Origin of the sequence: Ruegeria aquimaris, from assembly GCF_025751555.1 — a bacterium.
Classification (GTDB): domain Bacteria; phylum Pseudomonadota; class Alphaproteobacteria; order Rhodobacterales; family Rhodobacteraceae; genus Ruegeria_B; species Ruegeria_B aquimaris.
The window spans coordinates 1-22,869 of record NZ_JAOWLB010000020.1 but is presented as its reverse complement, the minus strand read 5'-3'; the positions used below and the strand labels follow the sequence as shown (position 1 = coordinate 22,869).

The following is a 22,869-nucleotide window of genomic DNA, read 5'->3' as shown; positions in this document are numbered from 1 at the left end:
AAATGTAATTTGCTGCCGCGAAGATGATTTCCGAGGCATCTCGGTGCGACAACGCTTCCCTACACCCTAGGTGCTCACAGTTGGCAGTCGGCCAACCCTTGCGGCGAAAGGACCAAAGACCTTTCAGCTCGGTCTCGCAAAAGCCCGCGGTTTAACCTCCATGTCAAAATTTGACACCCGTCACGAATAGACTTGTTCTCAAAGTGAGCGTTCGATTCGTCGTGCGCTGCCCGACGAAATTGCTGAAAGTGATCATCGAGCAAAAAAATCACGCGACCGTCTTTGCACCGGATTATGGGAGAATATTTTTGGTCAAGATTTTGCACACCGCCGATGTTCATCTCGACTCGCCACTGACATCTCTGGCACTTCGCGATGAAGGTTTGCGCGCAAACATCCAATCTGCGACGCGATCTGCTTTTGCAGGGATCATAGACACAGCGCTTTCGGAAGGCGTGGCCGCCCTTTTGATTGCCGGGGATTTATACGACGGTGCACAGCGCAGCGCGAAAACGGCCGCCTTTCTGGTGGGTCAGTTCGAGAGGCTTCGGGCCGCCAATATCCCGGTGTTCTACATCAAGGGCAATCACGATGCCGAAAACCCGATCACCGGCGAAGTCGCCCTTCCTGACAACGTCCACGTGTTTGACGGGCGGGGCGGCAAGGTGCAGTTGGCAGGCACCGAAATCTGGATCCACGGCGTGAGCTTCAGTGGCAAACACGCTCCCGACAGTCTCCTCGGCAAATTTGGTGCTCCGGTTCCCGGCGCGGTCAACATTGCGATGCTGCACACGTCGTTGGCCGGCGCATCAGGTCACGACAACTACGCACCCTGTTCTGTGGCGGAGCTGGCCGCCCTGGGTTTTGACTACTGGGCGCTCGGCCATGTTCACAAACGGCAGGTGCACAGTGAGGCACCGTGGGTCGTCATGCCCGGCATCCCGCAAGGGCGCGACATTGGCGAGTCGGGTCCCAAGTCCGCCTCGCTGTTGACGATCGAAGATGGCCAGATTGCCGTGGAGGAAGTTCCAACCTCCATCGTGTCTTTTATCGGCCACGAAATCGATGTGTCCGGGGCCGAAAATGATGATGAAATCCGCCAGCGGATCCGACAAAGCCTTCATGCACCAATTGCAGACTTGCGGCCTGAAGAAGACGCGATCTTGCGTCTGATCCTTTCTGGGCGAACGGTCCGGCACTGGCATGTCCTGCGTGACCGGGACATCTGGAGCGAAACCGTTTCTCAAATCGCGGAAGAAACCGGCCGGCTCTGGATCGAGAAACTCAGCTTCGCGCTCGAGGCGCCCGCTGTGGCAGCCGATACCAGTGCCACCGAAGAGCTTGGCCGCCTGATGGAGCAGATCGCGACGGAAGAGGGGTTTGCAGCGCAGGCGCAGGCTGAAGTCGACGAGGTGCTGTCGCAGCTTCCGCCAGCCCGGCGTGCTGAGCTCATGTCCGATGCCGCAGCCCTCTCTGCCCTGACAGCCAAGCTGGCCCAAGCTGGGTCCGAGCACATCTTTGCCCTGATGAAGGGAACTTCTGAATGATGCGACTGCGACAGCTAAATCTGGACCTCTTCGGCGGGTTTACCGGAAAGCAATTTGACTTCGGGCCCCGGCGGGATGCCGGCAGTCCGGATTTCCATGTCATCTATGGGCCAAATGAGGCCGGCAAGACCACGACGATGGAGGGCTATCTCCGGCTTCTCTATGGGTTCCCGCATCGCGAACCCTACGATTTCCTGCACCAGCGCAAGAACCTCCGGGTTTCTGGCCTGCTGGATATCGACGGAGTTGAAACGGCCTTCACGCGACTTCCGACCCGCGAGCCGTCGCTCCGCGATGCCCATGGTCAGGAATTGTCCAATGGCGCGCTGCAAGCGCATCTCGGCGGCCTGTCCGAGGAAGACTACAGGAACCTTCTGTGTCTGGACGACCTGACGATCGAAAAGGGCGGCGAGGAAATAACCCGCGCCAAGGGTGACATCGGGCGCCTGCTCTTTTCTGCGGCGGCCGGGATCAGCGAGCTTTCCGATGTTCTCGACGGTGTGCAGGCGGAAGCTGACGGTCTTTTTCGCAAGCGGGCGAGCACGACCCGGCTCGCTGTCCTGAAAAAGGAACATGCCGAAGTCGAGAGACAGATCCGGGAGCTCGATGTTTCCGCTTCGCAATATCGCAACCTGAAGAAGGCGGCGGACGACGCTCTTGCGCAAGAAGCGCAGGTTTCCGAACGCCGCAAGGAATTGTTCGCGGCCAAGGCTCGGTTGGACGCGAGGATCAAGGCACTGCCGGTGCTGGGCGAGATCGGCGCACTTGACGAAAGACTTGCGGATTACAGCGCGTGGCCTTTGAAGCTGGACGTTGATCCTGAAGACCTCGTGCAGATGCTCACCGAACAGACCAGGGCTCAGAGGGACATCACGAAACTCGGCGACGAGCTCGAAGGATTGCGTTCGAGGCTGGCCGCGATCCAACACCGTCCCGAGCATCTCGCGCTGACCCAGGAGTTGGAGGATCTGGACGCCTTGAGGAGCCGGTACGCGACGGCCGATCTGGATCTGGAGCGACGCCGTAAGGTGCTCGATCAGGTTCTCGCAGATATGGGCCTGGCCGCCCGGGATCTTGGTGCTCCCGACGGTATCGATCCGAAGGATCTGGTGCTGTCCTCGGCCACCTTGTCGGAACTCGAGCAGGCCCGGGAGCGGATGAGGTATGCCGAAGCCGCGGTCACGCGTGAGCAGGACGAGGTGGCGGCCATCGACGAAACGATCGAGGCCGCCAAGGAGCACCTAGGCACCCTTGGTGCAGAAATCTCTATCACTGTCGATTTGGCCGATATCTTCGACCGCTTTGATGTCGATACGCTTTCCGCGCGCCATGCGGTGGCGTCAGAAGCTTTGAAGACGGCCCATCGAAATCGGCGGGCGGCTTTGGATGCGCTGACCATCAAAGGGCAGAGCTTTGACACTCTGCCGACCAGTCGCCTGACATTGGAAGAGGCTGAAACGCTGCTTGCCGATTTGCAGGAGGCGAGCCAGAAACATGCGGCCGCAGCCCTAGACCTGGAGAATATACGTACCGAGATCGCGGAGCGCAGTGCACGGATCGCCCATATCAAGACGAAAGAGGGGCTGATCGATGATGACCATGCGCGCAACATTCGCACGGGCCGCGACGATCTCTGGAAGGCGCACAGGACCAGTCTGACTGACCAAACCGCAGAAGCGTTCGAAGGGGCAATGCAGCGCGTCGATAGCGCGATGGATATTCGTCTCTCACAGGCGGCTGATCTCGGGACACTGCGCCAGCAGGAACAGGATCTCGCGGCTGCGAAAGCCAAGATGGATACGGTGAAGCAACAGTTCGAAGTGTTGGAGCAAGCGCGCAATACAGTGTCGGAGCGTTTGGCGGTGGCAGCGACCGAAGCTGGCATCGAAATCTCGATTGCGCCAGAAGCCTTTGTGAATTGGCTGCGCAAGCTTGATCTTGCGGGGCAGGCCGATGGTGAACTGCGCCGGCTTCAGGATGAGCACCAGGAAACGTTTCGAAAGGCGGACCGGCTGGTCCAAGTGCTCTCGGAACACATACGCCGGGATGCGCCGGAGTTTGACGAACTTGTGTCCGTGGCAAAGACCAACCTTGCGGCGCAGCGCACCCATCAGGAAAACCTGCGAAGCGCCAAAGCGCGTTTCGACGAGCTGACGCGCGACCAAGCGAAACGTGCTGACAAACTTTCGAGTATACAAATGGCAGCCGCTGCAGCACGCGGCGACTGGACGGCAATGGTCTCCAGTGCCTTGCCAGAGGGTTTGGATGCCAGCGTGCTCGAAGCCTCCCTGCAACCGCTTCAGGATTTGCGCGAGCATGACAAAGAGCGCGTGGTTCTGGAGCGTCAGGTCTCGGCCATGCAAGATGACCAAACAAAGTTTGCCGAGAAGGTCAAAAAGCTGGTCGAGGATGTTGGCGCCGTTACGACGGCCTCGCCCTTGGCTGACTATGATGCACTGAAAGCCTTGGCGCAGCAGGCGGTTGATGCGGAAGAAATAGCATGTGACCTGAACGAGCGGATCAAAGCGCACGAACAGTCTTTGGCCGACGCCAGAAAGGTTCTGGGAGACATCGACCTTGCGGTTGCTGAACTGGCTCGGGTGTTCCCCGACGATGTCGATATCAGTTCTCTGGGCGCTCTGCGTCAAACTGTCAGCAAGGCTTCGGATGTCATAACTGACCGGGCCAGGCGCACGGAGTTGGAACGTGCCCTGACCTCGCTTCTGGGTCTAGAGAACCTTGAGGATGCGCGCGCCGTCTTGTCGGAGGAGACCCAGACCGGATTGCAGGCCGAGATGGACGAGGTCAGTGCCGATCTGGAAGGCATTGAAGACCGCTACAAGGGCGCGATCGAGGCGCGGACATCTGCCGAGCAAGCATTGCGTGCCATTGGCGGCGATGCGGATGTCGCGCTCCTGGTCGAGAGAAAGACGACGCTGGAACTCGAAATGCAGGAAGCGGCGCTCCGACATCTCGAATTGAGCCTGGGCCACCGCCTTGCCGAAGCGGCGATCCGCCGGTACCGGGACGCACACCGCAGTGCAATGATGCAGGCCACCGAGGCCGCCTTTGCAGAACTGACAAATGGCGCTTATTCCAAACTTCAGACGCAGATTGACGGAGCTTCCGAAACCCTTTTGGCGCTGGATGCGAGCGGCATGGCAAAACAAGCGCAGGACATGTCCAAAGGCACCCGGTTCCAGCTCTATCTTGCCTTGCGCGCTGCGGCCTACGAGCAATTGGCTGATCAGGGGGCGGCGCTTCCCTTTTTCTGCGACGATATTTTCGAGACCTTCGACGAGGAACGAACACGCTCAGCTTGCCGCGTCATGGAGCGGGTCGGGCGGCGTGGACAGGCGATCTATCTTACCCATCATCAGCACGTCGTTAATATCGCGCGCGAGGTTTGTGGGGAGGGGGTGCAGATCCACTGCATCACAGCTTAGAGCGTGCTTTCAAGCGGATTTCGTCACTGCCTGGAAAGGAGAAGTTTCAATCGATGATTTGTTGTCATACTACAGCTACAGAGGGTCGGCTGTGTATTCCCCCAATTTTAGGGTGTGATCGTTCAATTGGCCGACGATGTTTGTTTCGATGCATCAGGAGTTTGCGAGCCAAGGGAAAATGAGTCACCGTTAGGCGTCTATTGGAAGTCGCCGCTAACGTGCGAGGATTATTCCCATCTCGCGGCCGCGCCGGTGAAGCCGGTGGTAGACGCCGTTGCGCTTAACTTACAGCAATCATTGGAATAATTGCGCGCAAGACTCTCTCTTTTGAGTTGATCTAAAAATACCCGGTGGCTACGGTCGAAAAAAGCCTTGTATGTCGGCATACATAGCTAGCTGCGCACAATTGATAGCAGCTTCGATAAAGGTGAAGTTCTTGGCTGCGAAGATAGAGGTTACTCGATGAAAGCGTTTGAGTTCGACCATCAGTTGATCCGCGCCTATGAGCATTTTTCGCGATCATTCAGCGCGATTCGTGCACCTGATCTGAAATCCGAGATCGATGCCCAGTATGACGCCGGAAAATTCTGGCCGGATGCCCTCTTGTCTGTGAACCCACGCTTCATGGCTGGGCCGACGGTCGATGAACTCGTCGCCACGGGTGATCTCGAGGATGGCACGGGCAAGGTTTTCCGGTTTGGTACCACGCCGCTTCGCTTTCACCGGCACCAAGCCGAGGCGATCGCGAAGGCGAAGCAGGGAAAGAGTTATGTCGTCACAACCGGTACGGGGTCGGGGAAATCCCTGTGCTTCTTCGTGCCGGTCGTCGACTCGATCATCCGCGCGCGGCGCGCAGGAAAGCCGCGCCGCACGACGGCAATCATCGTTTACCCCATGAACGCACTGGCAAACAGCCAGATGAAGGAGATCGACAAGTTCATCGCCAGTTCAGGTTTGCCCGATGAGCTCAAGCCGGTGGTCAAACGTTACACCGGTCAGGAAAGCCGTGAAGAGCGGGAGCGCATCGCTGCCAATCCGCCCGACGTTCTCCTGACGAACTACATGATGGCAGAATTGCTTCTGACGCGTCAGGACGACCTGGACTCGAAAGTCGTCTCGAACGCGTCCGGTCTCGAGTTTATCATTCTCGACGAACTCCATACCTATCGCGGGCGCCAAGGTGCCGATGTCGCGGTCCTCGTTCGACGCCTGCGGGACAGGTGCTCGCCTGACAAGGAGCCAATCTGCATCGGGACCTCGGCAACGATGGCCTCCGAGGGATCGGACGAGAGCCGCGCACTTGCTGTCGCGAAGGTCGCGTCGCGTCTGTTTGGCACCGACATTGGCCCGGACGCGGTCATCGACGAGTCATTGCAGCGCGCGACCGATGACACCCTGAAGACCGAGCACGTCCTTGACGCTTTGAAGACGGCCCTGACGCAGCCTTTGCCGGACGCACTCGATGACGAAACCCTGAAGCGCCATCCGCTATCGGTGTGGGCCGAACTCGAACTAGGATTGGACGATGGGCTTGAGCTTCGCAGGAAGAAGCCTATCCCTTTCGAAGAAGCCGTTGAAAAGCTTTCTCTGGCCAGTGAGGTCGATGCCGAAATCTGCCGAGACTATCTCGAAAAATTCCTGACCCGGGTAAGCCTGCCGGAGCATGAGCGCGGCGGCACGAAGGATGGAGCCTTTCTCGCCTTCAAACTCCACCGGTTCATCTCTGGTGCCGGTGAAGTCTTTACGACGCTCACAGCCAGGCCGCGTCGGATCCTTCTTGAAGGGCAGCTCGAGGACCCCGAAGCCCCTGGAAACCGCCTTTACCCTACGCGGTTCTGCCGAAACTGTGGCCAAGAATACCATGTCGTGACCAAGGTCGACGATGATGGGAGTTTGCGCTTTTTGCCCCGAAGCATCGACGACACACCGCTCGACACTGAGGAAGACGAGGTCGCAGGGTATCTGTGTCCGGTGACGCCCGGCGATGCTGACTTTCAGTTCACTGGCGAGCTTGAGGGTTACCCCGAAAGCTGGCGAGAAGAGAAAAACGGCATTGAACGGCTGAGAGGGTATCGCAAGAAGCGTATGCCGGTGTCCTACGTCGTGGGTGCTGATGGTCGCCACGGAGCGGGCGGAAACGATTTCTGGTTCATCCCGGGAAAGTTCGCGTTCTGCCTGTGCTGCCATGACGAACCGACGCAGGGGATGCGAGAGCGCAGCAAGTTGGCGGGGCTCTCCGGCGAAGGGCGAAGCTCGGCAACAACCTTGCTGGTCGCCAGCGCCCTGGAGTGGATGAACAAACCTGGCAGCGGCGTTCCCGAGACGAAGCGGAAGCTTTTGGGGTTCACGGATAACCGTCAGGATGCCGCGCTGCAGTCTGGCCATTTCAATGACTTCCTGTTCGTAAGCCTGTTGCGCGGAGCCATCCTTCGTGCGGTCATCTCGGCGGGCTCAGGCGGGCTCCCGCCCAATCAATTTGGCCTGAAAGTTGTGGAGGCGCTTGGATTTACCGCCGAAAATAAGGATGCTCGACAACATTGGCTGTTGGATCCGAACGCTGGTGTGATGAAGCGCGAGGACGCTCAGCTTTCGCTCGCTAGCGTACTTGCCCATCGCGTCTGGACAGACCTGAGACGCGGTTGGCGCTTTACGAATCCAAGCCTGTCAGTTCTGAATCTAATTGATGTGCATTTCCGTGGTCTGGACGAGCTTGCAAAGGATCGCGAACGTTTTGTGGCAATCAATTCGGCTCTGGCCGATTTATCTAGTGATCAGCGACGGTCAATTCTCGAAGACATTCTGTCAGCAATGCTCGAAGGGCTAGCGGTACAATCGGAAGCGTTGGACCGCACTGTACTCCAAGGGATATCCGAGGAATCAAGGCAGCACCTTCAGACGCCGTGGGCGATTGATCAGAAAGAGGAACCTCGAGCGCGGTCTTCGCTTGTCCTGCGCGCGGGCAGCAGGAACGTCGTCACGCTGCGTGAAGAACAAACGCTTCTTCGGGCAGGTCCCAATTCGCGGATCGCACGGCTCGTGAACCGGAAATCCGTTCTCGGCACGAAGCTGAACAAGGATGAGTACTACGAGTTCATGGAAGGGATGCTTGCCTTCCTGAGCGACGAAGGGCTGCTGGTGCCTGTCGAACTCGATAGCGATGTGACGGGCTGGCGCCTGTCACCATCTGCGGTTCGGCTTGTGCCTGGACGGGCCCTCGATGATGAAAACCAGCGTGGCAACCGTTATTTCCACGACCTTTACACCGCGATTGCCAGTGACCTTGGCGACGGGCGTAGTTCCTACTGGGGGCTGGAGGGACGCGAGCACACGGCTCAGGTCTCGCAGAAGCAGCGTGAATGGCGGGAGTGGCGGTTCCGGTTCGAGCAGGACGACATGGACCATCTCGCGACCTCGGAGTACCGCACGGAAATTCGGGCGACCGGGGAGTCAGACCGGTTCCTGCCTGCGCTGTTCTGCTCCCCGACCATGGAACTCGGGGTTGATATTTCCGCACTGAACGCCGTCTACCTGAGGAACGTTCCGCCTACGCCGGCGAATTACGCGCAACGCGCCGGTCGTGCCGGTCGCTCGGGGCAGGCCGCGGTTGTCGTGACCTACTGCGCCTCGGGGTCTCCGCACGACCAGTATTTCTTTGAGCGGCGAAACGATATGGTGGCCGGCGTTGTGCGCCCGCCGGCACTCGACATCACGAATGAAGAGCTGGTCCGATCGCACCTGCACGCGGTGTGGCTTGCGGAAGCGAAGTTGGCACTATCCCCCGACATCCCAGAGATTCTGGACCTTCACGGGGACAAATTCCCGCTGAAGGAGGACGTTCTGGAGGTCATCTCGAAACCCGCGCTGGTTTCGCAGGCACGGGGGCCGATGGCGCGTGTGTTGAAACAGATTCTGGCGTCCGACGGAGGACAAGTCCCGATCTGGATGGACGACCCAGACGAGTTCGTCCTCCACACGGCCATGAATGCCCCAAAGGAGTTTGACCGCGCCTTCGACCGTTGGCGAGAGCTTTACAGCTCCGCCAGGACGCAGTTGGCCGAGGCCAACAAGCGTTCAGAGATTACGGGGCTCTCGGGAGCCGACCGGCGCAAGATCAAGGCCGTGCAAATGCAGGCCCAGGATCAGATCGCCATCCTCGAACAAGGCAAAGCCTCGAATGGCTCTGATTTCTATTCGTATCGGTATCTGGCCACGGAGGGCTTCTTGCCCGGGTACAACTTCCCGCGCCTTCCACTCTACGCGTTTGTTCCGGGAGAAGGTAAAACGGGATCATTCCTTTCCAGAGCCCGCTTCCTAGCCATTTCTGAGTTCGGCCCGCGCAGTCTGATCTATCATGAAGGCCGCGCCTACCGAGTCATGAAAGCCAAACTGCCGCCCGAGGCGCGTCAGGGCGACGGATCGGAACTGGCAACCAAGGACATCTACATTTGCTCGAACTGCGGTGCGTCGCATGAAGGCGAAGTCGAGCGCTGCCATGGATGTAACAACCACATGGCGGGCGAGGTTCCCATCAAGAAGACGTTGCGCATCGACAACGTTGAAGCAGCTCCTACCGAGCGCATCACTGCTAACGACGAAGAACGCGTTCGACAGGGTTTTGATATTCAGACTGTTTTCTCTTGGCCGAAGAGGGATGGGCAGGTTCAAGTCACCAACGCCAAATTCGTCTGTGGAGAAACCTCGCTGCTGGCACTTCAATACGCCAATAGCGCGGAAATCAGCCGACTGAACAAGGGCTTGAAGCGCCGCAAGGACCAGACTGTCTTCGGCTTCAACATTGATCCAAGGTCCGGCTACTGGGCGAAATCCGACGACGAGGACAGCGACACGGATGTCCCACCTGACGTGGTCAAGCCGGTGCGGATTGTCCCTATCGTACGTGACAGAAAGAATGCCCTGTTGTTCCGCTTTGAAAAACCGGAGCAGTACGCGCCCGAGACTATCACGACGGTTCCGCACGCGTTGCTTCGTGGAATCGAAGTGGTCTTCCAGTTGGAGGAAGGCGAAATCCTCGGTGAACCGCTGCCTGCACGAGACAACCGACGCGCAATCCTTGCCTACGAGGCAACAGAGGGCGGCGCAGGTGTGCTCACGCGCCTGATTGATGACGGAAAGGCAATCAACGAGGTGGCGAAGACCGCTCTGGGCCTGATGCATTTCGAGAATGTGGATGCTGCGATTGCTGCGGGTGACGTGGATCTTTTGAAGGAGAAGAAAGATGGAACCTGTGTTCGCGGCTGCTACCGTTGCCTTCTGTCCTACTTCAACCAACCGGATCATGAACTGATCGACCGCTCGAGCCCGGAAGTTGCGCAATTCCTGATCGATCTTGCACGCGGAGAGATTTCCCTTGCTGCGAAGCCGGCCACCGGAACCGTGCCATCACCTTGGCTTGAGGCATTCAGCGCCGCAGGCATCCCACCCGTCGATATGATGTCCGCAATCTTTGGCGGACACGAATTCGAGTTCGTCTGGCGCGCATATGCGGTCGCCGCGACGACCGCAGAACTGACACCAGAAGCTAAGGCAGACGCAATGAACAAGGGCTGGGTCGTTTTTGGGCTGCCTTCGGCTCCGTCGGAAGGACTGCCGGATGGCCTCACCAAGAATTTTGAAGGTTGATATGACAGTAAACTTTACTCCCGGAGATCTCGTCAGAGCACGCGGCCGTGAATGGGTAACCTTGCCGACACCAGGCGAGGGCTTGCTCGCCCTGCGCCCTCTCTCAGGCAATGAAAACGACATCGTGGTTCTTGCTCCGGATCTCGAGCTTACACCGGTAGAAGCTGCTCGCTTCGACCTACCTGACGATGCACGTACGACAGTGCAGTCCAAGGCAGCCCTTCTTGCTGACGCGTTGCGACTGACCCTCCGCCGGGGGGCAGGCCCGTTCCGATCCGCCGCACAGCTTGCTTTTGAGCCTCGGACGTACCAGCTCGTCCCGCTTCTCATGGCCCTTCGGCTTCAGGTCCCGCGTTTGTTGATTGCCGACGACGTTGGCATCGGCAAGACCATCGAAGCGGGTCTGATCCTGCGCGAACTGATGGATCGCGGAGAGGTCGATGCGTTTTCGGTTCTCTGCCCTCCGCATCTCGTGGACCAGTGGATCACCGAACTGAAGGATCGCTTCGGGATCGATGCCGTTGCTGTCACCTCCGGCACTGCGGCACGTCTGGAGCGCAATCTCCCATTGGCGCAAACCCTCTTCGATGCCTATCCCTTCACGGTGGTCAGCCTCGACTACATCAAAGCCGAGAAACGCCGGGATGGATTTGCCAGGGCGTGCCCAGACTTTGTCATCGTGGACGAAGCGCATTCCTGCGTTGGCACGCACAAGGGAAAGCAGCAGCGCTTCGACCTGCTCCAAGGCCTCGCACGCGATCCTGCACGTCGATTGATCCTGCTGACCGCCACGCCACATTCAGGGGATGAAGATGCGTTCGCTCGGCTTCTGTCGCTGATCGACACGGAATTCGGGAACGTCAACTTCGACAACCAGAAATACCGCGAGCGCCTTGTCAGGCACTTTGTTCAACGGCGGCGCGTCGATCTGGTCGAGGGCGACTGGGATGAGAACCGCTCGTTCCCCAAGCACGAGACGACCGAATACTCGTATCGCCTGAACGACGAGCATTTGGCATTCCAGGAGGCCGTACTTGATTATTGCTTCTCGGTCGTGTCACGGGCCGGAGACGCACAAAAGGATCGCCGGCTTGCCTTTTGGGGCACTCTGGCGCTGATGCGCTGTGTCGGATCGTCACCCGCAGCCGCAATGAGCGCGTTGCGAAACCGGGCGTCCAATGAAGACGACCGCCTCGAGCCGCAAATTTACGATGAAGATGGCGATGACGAAGACGCCGTGGACATTGAGCCAAACACCGTCTTCTCAAGTGACCCCGCTCTCCAAGGGCTCCTGGACAAGGCCAGCGAACTTCTTTCGGCCGAAGATCCCAAACTGAACGCCCTCATCAAGGCTCTCAAACCCTTGATCAAAGACGGCGCTAATCCCGTGGTCTTCTGCCGCTATCTCGCCACTGCCGAACACGTGAAGGAAGGGCTTCGTAAGGCCTTCCCCAAACTCAAAGTGCAGGCCGTGACGGGTGAACTGACGCCGGACGAACGTCGCGATCGCGTCGCGGAAATGGCGGCGGAAGAAAGTGCCGCCACAGATCAGCGCATCCTTGTCGCCACGGACTGCCTGTCTGAGGGGATTAACCTTCAACAGCTGTTCGACACCGTGATCCACTACGACCTTTCCTGGAATCCGACGCGACATCAACAGCGCGAAGGTCGCGTGGATCGCTTCGGGCAACCCGCCGAACTCGTTCGCTCGATCATGATGTTTTCGCCCGACAGCGCCATCGACGGTGCCGTGTTGGACGTCATTCTCCGCAAGGCTGAAGAAATCCGCAAGGCGACGGGCGTGACTGTGCCTCTTCCCGACGAGCGGGGACCGGTCACCGATGCGCTGATGGCTGCAATGATGCTCCGCCGTGGTGGTGGCAGCCACAAGCAGCTGACGCTGGACCTGCAAATCGGCGACGGGATCCAGGTGATGGAGACCCGCTGGCGCGATGCAAGCGAGAACGAAAAGCGGTCACGCGCCCGGTTTGCACAAAACGCCATGAAGCCGAGTGAAGTCGCTCCTGAATGGGACAAGGTGAAGTCCCTGCTTGGATCGCCAGCAGAAACGATCGAATTTCTCGAGCGCGCGATGTCTCGGTTCGGGGTGCCCCTCGAGAAGAAGAAATCGCTGCAGTTCGCCCACGTGCATGCCCTTCAGGATAGCCTCAAGGAAAAGCTGGAGCAGCGTGGGCTGAAGGGCTCTCTGAAACTGGCCACGCAAGAACCGGTGCCCTCAGGCGCTTCACTTCTGACCAGAACCCATCCGCTGACATCGTCCCTGGCAGAAAGCCTGCTTGAAGCCTCTCTTGACACCGAAGCGCTGCCGGATCTGGGCATCGGTCGTGTCGGGGCCTGGCCGAGTGCCGCCGTCACTCAGATGACGCGTGTCGCGCTCTTGCGTATTCGTTACAAGCTCACGGTTCATGCACGGCGCGAACGCCTGCTGTTGGCAGAGGAAGCCGCTCTTGTCGCCCTCGACAGCAACACGGTGATCGCCTCTGGCAACGAGGCGCGCGCGCTGCTTGCCTCTCCCGCGACTGCTGATCTCGCGCCGGTCGCCCGCGACCGGATGATCAATACGGCGAAGGCGGCCCTTCCTGACCTGCTGGGCGGCCCGATTGCCGATTTCGTGCAAAAGCGTGCCGCGGAGCTGGTTGAAGACCACGCCCGCCTTCGTGCTGCCGCCGGGTCCGCGTCGCGTGTCAGTGTCGAGCCGATCATTCCCCCAGACGTCATCGGCCTCTTCGTTCTTGTTCCGGGGGAGGTGTAATCATGGCCCGCAAACCAATTACCGATATGTCCGCGTGGCCGTCGCTGAGCCTCGAAGGCAACCTGATCGCGCCTGCGATGATCGCCAAGATCGATCAGCGCCAGGCCCCCGAGCAATCCCCCGAGGAATACGGGGTTCGCAAAGGCCTACAGATCCGCGAGGAAATCGCCACCGCCTTCCGCGTAGGCCAATCACATTTCGATGCCTTTGCGAAGATGGAGCACCCCTCGGCCGCCGCCACCTCGCGTTTCATCGCAGACTTCTTCAAGGAAACCTTCGGGTACACCGACCTCGCGGTAGCGGCGGCACCGATCGCGCTGATCGCGTCCGACCGTGTGCCCGTTGTCGTCGTGCCGCCGTCCGAGCTGCTTGATCGCCGCAGCCCGACGCTCTCGACGGACAGGTCGCGCTCTCCGGCCTTCGCCCTTCAGGACCACCTGAATGATCGGGACGAGGCCCTTTGGGGCATCGTGACCAACGGGATGCAGTTGCGCCTCATGCGCGACAATGCCTCGCTGACCCGTCCAGCCTATATCGAGGCCGATCTGGCGCAGATGTTCACCAACGAGGACATCGCGTCCTTCGCGGTGCTCTGGCTCCTGATCCACCGCACCCGCTTCGGCGCGGCAGACACCCCCGCCACCGATTGCCCCCTTGAACGCTGGCGCGATGCCGGCTCCAAGGAGGGCGAAGCCGCGCGTGACCGCCTGGCCGGTCAGGTCCAGCTGGCCCTCAAACTGCTCGGCTCGGGCTTCCTCGAGGCCAACCCCGACCTTGCCGCGAAACTGCATTCCGGCGAAGTGAACCTGACCGAATGGTTCAACGAACTCCTGCGTCTCGTCTACCGCCTGATCTTCCTGATGGTGGCCGAGGACCGGAACCTACTTCACCCTGAAAAGGCCAAGCCCGAGGCCCGCGCCCTCTACGCCCAGGGCTATTCGCTCCAGTCGCTGCGCAAGCAATGCTACCGCGCCGCCACCTGGGACAAGCACCATGACCGCTACGAGGGGGTGAAGATCGTCTTCCGCGCCCTCACGCAGGGCCAGCCCGCCCTTGCGCTGCCCGCCCTCGGCGGCCTCTTTGCCGAGGACCGGCTGCCCCATCTCGAGACCGCCCGTTTGCGCAACCGCGCCTTCATGGAGGCGCTCTACCGCCTCTCCTGGCTCGCCGACAAGAACGGCATGGTCCCCGTCAACTGGCGCGCGATGGAGACCGAAGAACTGGGCTCGGTCTACGAATCCCTCCTCGAACTCCAGCCCCAGCTGGGCGACGACGGCAAGACGCTCGTCTTCGCCTCCGAAGCGGCCGAGCAGAAGGGCAACCAGCGCAAGACCACCGGCTCCTACTACACGCCCGACAGCCTCGTGCAGGCGCTCCTCGATACCGCGCTCGACCCCGTGCTCGACAAGACAGAGGCCGAGGCGGACGATCCGGCCAAGGCACTGCTGAAGCTTTCGGTCATCGACCCCGCCTGCGGCTCTGGCCACTTCCTGCTGGCCGCCGCCCGCCGCATCGCCACGCGGCTCGCGCGCATTCGGGCCGAGGGCACGCCCTCGCTCGCCGACTTCCGCCATGCGCTGCGCGATGTCGCGCGCTGCTGCATCCACGGGGTGGACCGCAACCCAATGGCGGTGGAGCTGACCAAGGTCGCGCTCTGGATCGAGACGGTGGACCCCGGCCTTCCCCTCGGCTTCTTCGACGCGCAGATCCGCTGCGGCGATGCGCTGCTGGGGGTGTTCGACCTGAAGGTGCTGCAGGACGGCATTCCCGATGCTGCCTACAAGCCGCTGACCGGCGACGACAAGGAAACCGCGAAATACTACCTCAAGGCCAATCGCGATGCGACGGCGGGGCAAGGCGGTTTCGACTTCGGCACCGGTCAGGCGTCGATGCCCGCGATGAAACCGCTGGCGCTGGATTTCTCGGGCTTCCGCGACCTGCCCGAGGATACGGTCGAGCAGATCGGCGCCAAGGCCAAGCGGTTCAAGGAACTGCGCAAGGGGCAGACCTTTGTCCGCGCCAAGGCGGCGGCGGACCTCTATGTGGCGGCCTTCCTGCTGCCCAAGACGGGCGGCGCACCGGCGGGGGCGTCGGAGCGGACGGTGCCGACGACCGAGGAACTGTGGATGGCCCTCAATCAGGGCAAGATGCGCCAGGCAATGGTCGAGGCTCCCAAGGCCGCCCGCAACGCCCGTGCCCTGCATTGGCCGCTGGAGTTCCCAGACGTGATGCAGCGCGGCGGATTCGATGTTGTGTTGGGCAACCCGCCTTGGGAGGTGATGCAGCTTTCAGAAAAGGAGTACTTTGCAACTATTGATTCCAGCATCGCAGTGATGACCGGCGCCAAAAGAAAGAAGGCTATTTCCGCCCTGCAAAAAAATAGACCAGATGAATATTTGAATTACCAGCTCGCATTGCGCAATGCCGAAGCGGGAACCGAATTTACTCGAGAATCCGCCAGATTTAATCTTACCGCGCGAGGTAAGATCAACACATATGGCTTGTTTGCTGAGCTTTCTAAAGACCTAATTCGCAAAGGCGGTAGGGTTGGGATCATAGTTCCGGCAGACATATTATCTGGCGATAACTCCAAATTCTTCTTTCAAGATATCGTCAGAAACAATAATCTTCGATCAGCTTTTTCATTTGAAAATGAAGAGTTCATCTTTCCAGGAATTGCAAATGTTAATCGTTTCACCCTATTGACTTTGGGCTCTGGGCACAGCGACCAATCGGCTATAGAGCTTGCATTCTACCTTCGAAGACCGGAACACCTTGATCGCCGCGAACGTAGATTCTCTCTTCAGGCTTCCGATTTTGAGTTACTCAACCCAAACACTCTAACTTGCCCAGTTTTTCGAACAGAGGAAGATTCTCATGTCACCGCAGCGATCTATAAAAGACTACCTGTCTTAGTCAACGAAAGTGGAGGCGAAGCTAAAAACCCTTGGGAGGTTATGTTTCTAAGCCTATTCAATATGACTAGCGACAGTGGCCTATTTATAGAAGATACTGAGCTCGACGGAGTTTCTACGCGTAAAAACGGCGTGCGCAAGTATACTGGCGCAGATGAAGTTCTATTTCCTTTGTATGAGGGAAAGTTCATTTGGCATTTCGATCACCGCTTCAGTTCATATCACAATGTTGGAAAAATTAAAGGTCGCGGCGGTAGAGGGCTTCCGCCTGTGCTAGAGGAAGAGTACGCCGATCCAGATTTCGAGATTTTACCTCAGTACTGGGTTCGTCAAGAAACACTCGAAGTAAGGTTAAAGGAATATGGGTACGAGCGAAATTGGCTTATGGGATGGCGTGATGTTGCCAACTCCAAGGTGGAGCGTACAATGGTGTGCTCAGTTTTCCCTCGCTGGGGGGCAAACCACAAGCTTCCAATATTCTCAACTTCTAAGGATCCATTTTTGGCTGCTGCGTTATTGTGCAATTTTTCTTCAATTCCGTTTGACTTTGTGGCTCGACAGAAGTTGAGCAGCACATCTTTCGCTCATGTTTACCTAAAACAATTGCCAGTATGCCCTCCCGACTTCTACACCGAACCTCGCCTCGCCTTCATCACCCCGAAGGTGCTGGAACTCACCTACACTTCGCACAGCCTCGCCCCCTTCGCCCGCGATCTGGGCCATGACGGCCCACCCTTCGCCTGGGACGAGGACCGCCGCGCGCACCTCCGCGCCGATCTCGACGCCTTCTACGCACGCGCCTACGGCCTGACCCGCGACGAGCTGCGCTACATCCTCGACCCCGCCGACGTGAAGGGCCCCGACTACCCCTCGGAAACCTTCCGCGTCCTCAAGGAAAAGGAAATCCGCCAACACGGCGAATACCGCACCCGCCGCCTCGTCCTCGAAGCCTGGGACCGGATGGAAGCGAACGGCGAGTTCGCGGCGATGGGGATGTGAGCGATGGCGGTCATCGACCCCGTCGTCAACGGTCGCGTGGCCGACTTCATCCGCGGCGCGGTCCAGTCGATCTTCGACTCGCGCTTCGACTGGACGCCGGATGCCGAGTCCATCCTCGTGCTGATGCGCGAGGGTGGCATGACGCCCGAGCAGGAGCGCCGCTTTCGCCCCTATTTCGATCTGTTCGTCGAACAGGCCCGAAAGGGCGAGGTCAGCGGCTTCAGTCCGCAGGTCGACGATGAGCCCTTCGTCGACTACCCGCCAAAGTTCGACCTCGACGCACTGCTGACACCGCCCGCATCGCCCGACGCTCAGAAGGACCTGTTCGACGGAACGGGCACGAGAACCGAGTCCGAGCGCGCCCTGATCGACCAGCTGATCGCGGCGACAAAGCTCTATGACAGCAGCGAGGCGATCCAGGAGCTGTTCGCCTTCACGGTCCGCCTTCGCGAATTTGCACCGTTCAACGCGATGCTGTTGCACATCCAGAAACCGGGCCTGACGCATGCGGCAAGCGCGCATGACTGGTGGCACAGGTTCGGTCGCGTGCCAAAGAAGGGCGCACGACCCCTCCTGGTGCTGCGCATGAAGGGCCCGGTCGATTTCGTGTTCGACGTGCAGGATACCGAGGGCAAGGACCTGCCGGTCGATGCGTTCTCCTTCCCGACCTTCGGCAATTTGAGCGACAACCGCTTCGCCGAGTTCATGCGGGCGGTCGGCAAGGAGAAGATCGATCTCGTGCAGTTGGACGCAGGTGACGGTCAGGCAGGCTGGATCCGACTGCTCGCCCGCGCGAAGAACGACAAGGGCAAGAACGTCTACCAGCTGGCCTACAACCGGAATCACGCCGCACCGACGCGCTTCGTGACTGTCGCCCACGAACTGGCGCACCTGTACCTCGGCCACCTCGGAGCCGATAACGGACGCCGTGTTCCGGATCGGCGTGACACGCCCCACGCGCTGATGGAAGTGGAGGCCGAGATGGCGGCCTACCTGGTGGCGATGCGCAACGGACTCACGCCGAGGAGCGAAAGCTACCTGTCGAACTACAAGGGCGCCTTCGAGGACCTGAACCTGTACGCGGTGACGAGGACCGCGAATGCCGTAGAAACGGCGATGGGCATCTCCGCCCAGAAGCTCTGGAACGAGAAGGCGTGAGGGAATGATCGAGACGCCCCAATCCTTCGTGACCCGCCAGGAATGCGAGAAGGTCACGTACCAGAACGGCTTCCGGCGCCCCCATGGCGAATTCGATGGCTGGCAGCGGTACAGTTCGACGACCGCGCAGGGGTCGATCTGGCTCGCTCGGGACACTTCCGGTCCGTGGCTCCTCGCCCTGGATCACGCCGGGGTCATTGCAGAGATCGGGATTGAGGCGTCCGATGCCGCAGGACCAGGCCTCGCACGGTTCCGGTTTGCCTCGTTGCCTATGCTTTATGGCGTGATGCCAAGGATCTATGAGCTTGCCGCAAGCCTTCCCGATGCACCGCTTCTGGAGTTCATCCACAGAACGAAAAACCTGCCGAAGACGACTGAGGCGGAACGACTTGTGGTTCAACGCGTTGGCCAGAACATCTTTCGCGAGCGTCTGATAAAATACTGGCAGGGTCGTTGCCCCTTGACCGGGATTGTCGACAAGCCGCTTCTCCGGGCCTCTCATATCAAGCCATGGCGCGACTGTGACAACGACGCAGAGCGTCTGGATGTCCATAACGGCCTGCTTCTGTCAGCTCTTTGGGACGCCGTATTCGATGGCGGTCTGGTTACCTTCGATAACGATGGGGGTCCGGTCTTTTCGGAGCGCCTAAGCGAGCGAGCCCGTGCCAGTCTACACTTCGATGGACCGCTTCATCTTACAGACAAGCATCGAAACTTCCTGGATTGGCACAGAACGAAAGTGTTCGAGGTTAAAACCCCCACCGTCACGCCTGCTGATTGAGCCAAGAAAACAAGGCGAGGATTACCCCGTCGGGAGACCAAGAATCCATTTCGACATGTATCCTTGGTCAATCGTAGTTGACGGTCTCCTCGGTCGAGCCGTTGTTGACTAAGTCGCGTGCGCCGAAGAGTCGGGTCGCTGCAGGTATATCGGTGACGACCATCCTATCAACCAGCATGTCGCCTCCGCAGTCAGTCTACGGGACGTGAATAGTCGGCAAAATACTAGACCTCAAAGACAGACTATTGACCTCGGAACAACGATGTCATACGTCCAACCACGTCGAGCGGGCGTTGTGTAATGGTAAGACCCTTGCCTTCCAAGCAAGAGATACGGGTTCGATTCCCGTCGCCCGCTCCAAAAAATCTTTTCCGACACATTGCCTACAATTTTTGTCGCCGTGATCTTGCATGGCATTGATATTTAGACATTTTGCGAGATTTACGCTGTAGTCTTCCAAGCAAGAGATACGGGTTCGATTCCCGTAGCCCGCTCCAGACAGTTTCTTCCGCAACATTGTCGCCAAGGCTGCGTGATGCCTCTATTCGCGCAGACTGGATGGGCGCAAGTCGCCACGCCAGACATCGGTCGCGCTCGGTTCGGCATCCGCTGCGATCGTTCTCTGTCTGAGTCAGCCTGTGGGCGCTGCACCGGAAACATGTACCGACCTGTACAAAACGGACAAATGCCGCCGTAAGGCCTGTACAAAACGGTCAATTCGGCAGTTGCGGGGTGATCCCCGCTGCCGCTGCCAGACTTGCGTCAATTCGGCCTTCCGGGCGTTGATTGCTTGACCCCGGGCCGGGACGAGGCCAAGAAGCTGAGCCTAGGCCCGCAGTTGCGGGACATCAGACGCACAGGCAGGACGGCATACCGCATGGCACGATCAAACCCGGCTCCCGGAGCGACCGAACAGCGCGCAACCTCGCGCAAAGTGGGGGTGCTCGCCTCGCTCTGGCCGTTCATCGCGCCCTACAAGGCGCTGATGTTCGGCGCGTTGGCGGCGCTTGTCCTGACCGCCACGACATCGCTGGTCCTGCCGCTGGCGGTGCGCCGGGTGGTGGACAATTTCCGTATTGAAAACGGTGACATGCTGGATGTCTACTTCATGGCCGCGCTTGGTATCGCCGCTGTGCTGGCGCTGGGTACCGGTCTACGTTACACGCTTGTCACCCGGCTGGGCGAACGCGTGGTCGCCGATATCCGCAAGGCGGTGTTCGACCGCGTCATCGGCATGAGCCCCGAGTTCTTCGAACGCATCATGACCGGCGAGGTGCTGAGCCGGATCACCACCGACACCACGCTGATCCAGTCGGTTCTGGGGTCCTCGGCCTCGATCGCGCTGCGTAACCTGTTGATGTTCCTGGGCGGTCTTGTGCTGATGTTGCTGACCTCGGCCAAGCTGACCGCGATGGTGCTGCTGATCGTACCGCTGGTGCTGGTGCCGATCCTGGTGCTGGGCCGCCGCCTGCGTACCATCAGCCGCGAAAATCAGGACTGGATCGCCGCCAGTTCCGGCAATGCGGGCGAGGCGCTGGGCGCGGTGCAGACGGTGCAGTCGTACACCAACGAGACCGCCAGCCGGGCGGCATTCGCCGAGGTGACCGAAACCGCCTATGACGTTTCGCGCCGCCGCATCGCCACGCGCGCGGTGCTGACGGTGATCGTGATCTTCCTGGTGTTTTCTGGCATCGTCGGGGTGCTGTGGATGGGGGCCAACGACGTGCGCGCGGGCCTGATGACCGAGGGCACGCTGATCCAGTTCGTGATCTATTCGGTGATCATGGCCGGTGCGGTGGCCGCGCTCTCTGAAATCTGGAGCGAGCTGCAACGCGCCGCAGGCGCGACCGAGCGGCTTGTCGAACTGCTCAATGCCGAGGATACGGTAACCGATCCATCGACCCCGGCGGCGCTGACCCTGCCGGTGCGGGGCGAGATCACCTTTGACAACGTGACTTTCCGCTATCCGGCGCGGCCCGATCAGGTGGCGCTCGACGGCATGAGCCTGACCGTGCAGCCGGGCGAGACGGTGGCCTTTGTCGGTCCTTCGGGTGCGGGCAAGACCACGGTGATCCAGCTGATCCAGCGGTTCTATGACCCGCAATCGGGCCGGGTGCTGCTGGATGGGCAGGACCTGACCATGCTGGCACGGCCCGCGTTCCGCCGCCATATTGCCTTGGTGCCGCAGGATCCGGTGATCTTTGCCGCCTCCGCGCGCGAGAACATCCGCTTTGGCCGCCCCTCCGCCTCTGACGCCGAAGTCGAGGACGCCGCCCGCGCCGCCGCCGCGCATGAGTTCATCGCGGCCCTGCCCGAAGGCTATGACAGTTTCGTGGGCGAACGCGGCGTGATGTTGTCGGGCGGCCAGAAACAGCGTATCGCCATCGCCCGCGCCATCCTGCGCGACGCGCCGGTGCTGCTGCTGGACGAGGCCACTTCGGCGCTCGATGCCGAAAGCGAGCGTGCGGTGCAGCAGGCGGTGGAACGGTTGAGCGCCGACCGCACCACGCTGATCGTGGCGCACAGGCTCGCGACCGTAAAAAAGGCCGACCGCATCGTGGTGCTGGAAGCAGGCCGCATCGTCGCCCAGGGCACCCATGACGAGCTTGTGGCGGGCGGCGGGCTTTATGCCCGGCTGGCGCGGCTCCAGTTCACCGATGGGCTTGCGGCGGAATAATTCCCCTTATCCTGGCCGTACCCTCCCTCCATCTTCGGCGGTGAAAAACCAAAGGAGACAGAGATGGGTTTGTGGAGTTTTGCAAAGGACAGCGGCAAGAAACTCTTTGGCGGCGGGGACGAAGACCCGCAGGTCGAGGCGCTGAAAAAGGAGATCGCTGATCTGGGCCTGGATGCCAGCGGTGTCGATATCTCGGTCGAGGGTGATACTGTCAAACTTGAAGGCGCGGCGGCCAGCGACGAGTTGAAGGAAAAGATAATCCTCGCCGTCGGCAATGTCGAAGGTGTGGGTGCGGTCGATGACCAGACCACAGGCGGCGGAGCGGAACCGGTGTTCCACACCGTGGGCAAGGGCGACACCCTGTGGGCGATTGCGGAAAAGACCCTCGGCAAGGGCACCCGCTATAACGAGATTTTCGAGGCCAACCGACCGATGTTGAGCCATCCCGACAAGATTTATCCGGGCCAGATGTTGCGTATCCCGCAAAACTGAGGCCAGCCATCGGGCAAAGGAAGGGGGCGGCCCGCCGGCAAGCCACTATAGGTAAATGTTGACGAGCTATCGACTAGCAGTTAGGCTGCTGGTCGTTTTCGTTTAGAAATAAGAGCTTGTGACGTACCGGAACCCAAGAAGGCTTCGCAAAAATCTGCGAACAAAATGAGAACTCGGCTTCCTCGCCTGCCTGGAGGTTTCTCAGTCAATTTCTGCCGCAATCCAATTTGTGACCTTTACGGCGTATTACCTGACCCAAGAGATGGGCGCGGCCGACCAGCGACTCCTGGTTCGAACTTGGCGCGAGGCAAGGTCTCCGGGTCTGGAGCTGAGCGCACCTATGTTTGCCCAAGTTGCGGACGGTCTAGGTCATGTTGACAAATGTCTGAGCCAAAGCCGGATGGAGGTAATGTCGATGAAACCCAGGAAGCTTTCCATGGT

9 protein-coding genes and 1 tRNA gene are annotated in these 22,869 nt (G+C 59.7%); all 10 read left to right on the top strand.

What is annotated here, in order from left to right:
* The first annotated feature begins 203 nt into the window (after window positions 1–203).
* The 10 genes from OE747_RS20200 to lysM all read left to right on the top strand — a co-directional run bounded on the left by OE747_RS20200 (window position 204) and on the right by lysM (window position 22,428).
* Window positions 204–1,547, top strand: coding sequence for a metallophosphoesterase family protein (locus OE747_RS20200; RefSeq protein ID WP_263830282.1), 1,344 nt, complete (start codon window positions 204–206; stop codon window positions 1,545–1,547).
* The gene (locus OE747_RS20195; RefSeq protein WP_263830281.1) at window positions 1,544–4,993 is read left to right on the top strand and encodes a YhaN family protein; all 3,450 of its coding nucleotides are present in this window, start codon (window positions 1,544–1,546) and stop codon (window positions 4,991–4,993) included. The genes OE747_RS20200 and OE747_RS20195 overlap by 4 nt, the downstream gene beginning before the upstream one ends.
* Before the next feature lie 462 nt (window positions 4,994–5,455).
* A complete protein-coding gene (locus tag OE747_RS20190) occupies window positions 5,456–10,633 on the top strand; it encodes a DEAD/DEAH box helicase (RefSeq protein WP_263830280.1) in 5,178 nt (1,725 codons plus the stop codon).
* The gene (locus OE747_RS20185; RefSeq protein WP_263830279.1) at window positions 10,605–13,406 is read left to right on the top strand and encodes a DEAD/DEAH box helicase; all 2,802 of its coding nucleotides are present in this window, start codon (window positions 10,605–10,607) and stop codon (window positions 13,404–13,406) included. Before OE747_RS20190 ends, OE747_RS20185 begins: the two co-directional genes overlap by 29 nt.
* Before the next feature lie 2 nt (window positions 13,407–13,408).
* A complete protein-coding gene (locus OE747_RS20180; protein WP_263830278.1) occupies window positions 13,409–17,320 on the top strand; it encodes an Eco57I restriction-modification methylase domain-containing protein in 3,912 nt (1,303 codons plus the stop codon).
* A gap of 3 nt (window positions 17,321–17,323) precedes the next feature.
* Window positions 17,324–18,478, top strand: a complete 1,155-nt coding sequence (locus OE747_RS20175; protein WP_263830277.1) for an ImmA/IrrE family metallo-endopeptidase — start codon at window positions 17,324–17,326, stop codon at window positions 18,476–18,478.
* Window positions 18,479–18,482: 4 nt separating this feature from the next.
* The gene (locus tag OE747_RS20170) at window positions 18,483–19,259 is read left to right on the top strand and encodes an HNH endonuclease (protein WP_263830276.1); all 777 of its coding nucleotides are present in this window, start codon (window positions 18,483–18,485) and stop codon (window positions 19,257–19,259) included.
* A 286-nt stretch (window positions 19,260–19,545) separates the two neighbouring features.
* Window positions 19,546–19,619 (top strand) — tRNA-Gly (locus OE747_RS20165).
* A gap of 517 nt (window positions 19,620–20,136) precedes the next feature.
* Window positions 20,137–21,936 carry an ABC transporter transmembrane domain-containing protein gene (locus OE747_RS20160; protein WP_263830275.1) on the top strand — a complete coding sequence of 600 codons (1,800 nt, stop codon included), beginning with the start codon at window positions 20,137–20,139 and terminating at the stop codon, window positions 21,934–21,936.
* 63 nt (window positions 21,937–21,999) lie between these two features.
* Entirely contained in the window at window positions 22,000–22,428 is a 429-nt protein-coding gene (lysM, locus tag OE747_RS20155; protein ID WP_263830274.1) for a peptidoglycan-binding protein LysM, read from the top strand.
* The last annotated feature ends 441 nt before the right edge of the window (window positions 22,429–22,869 follow it).

Coding starts and splice junctions, on each gene's coding strand:
- OE747_RS20195 (WP_263830281.1), top strand. CDS start 1,544: ATGATGCGACTGCGACAGCTAAATCTGGACCTCTTCGGCGGGTTTACC.
- OE747_RS20190 (WP_263830280.1), top strand. CDS start 5,456: ATGAAAGCGTTTGAGTTCGACCATCAGTTGATCCGCGCCTATGAGCAT.
- OE747_RS20185 (WP_263830279.1), top strand. CDS start 10,605: ATGGCCTCACCAAGAATTTTGAAGGTTGATATGACAGTAAACTTTACT.
- OE747_RS20180 (WP_263830278.1), top strand. CDS start 13,409: ATGGCCCGCAAACCAATTACCGATATGTCCGCGTGGCCGTCGCTGAGC.
- OE747_RS20175 (WP_263830277.1), top strand. CDS start 17,324: ATGGCGGTCATCGACCCCGTCGTCAACGGTCGCGTGGCCGACTTCATC.
- OE747_RS20170 (WP_263830276.1), top strand. CDS start 18,483: ATGATCGAGACGCCCCAATCCTTCGTGACCCGCCAGGAATGCGAGAAG.
- OE747_RS20160 (WP_263830275.1), top strand. CDS start 20,137: ATGGCACGATCAAACCCGGCTCCCGGAGCGACCGAACAGCGCGCAACC.
- lysM (WP_263830274.1), top strand. CDS start 22,000: ATGGGTTTGTGGAGTTTTGCAAAGGACAGCGGCAAGAAACTCTTTGGC.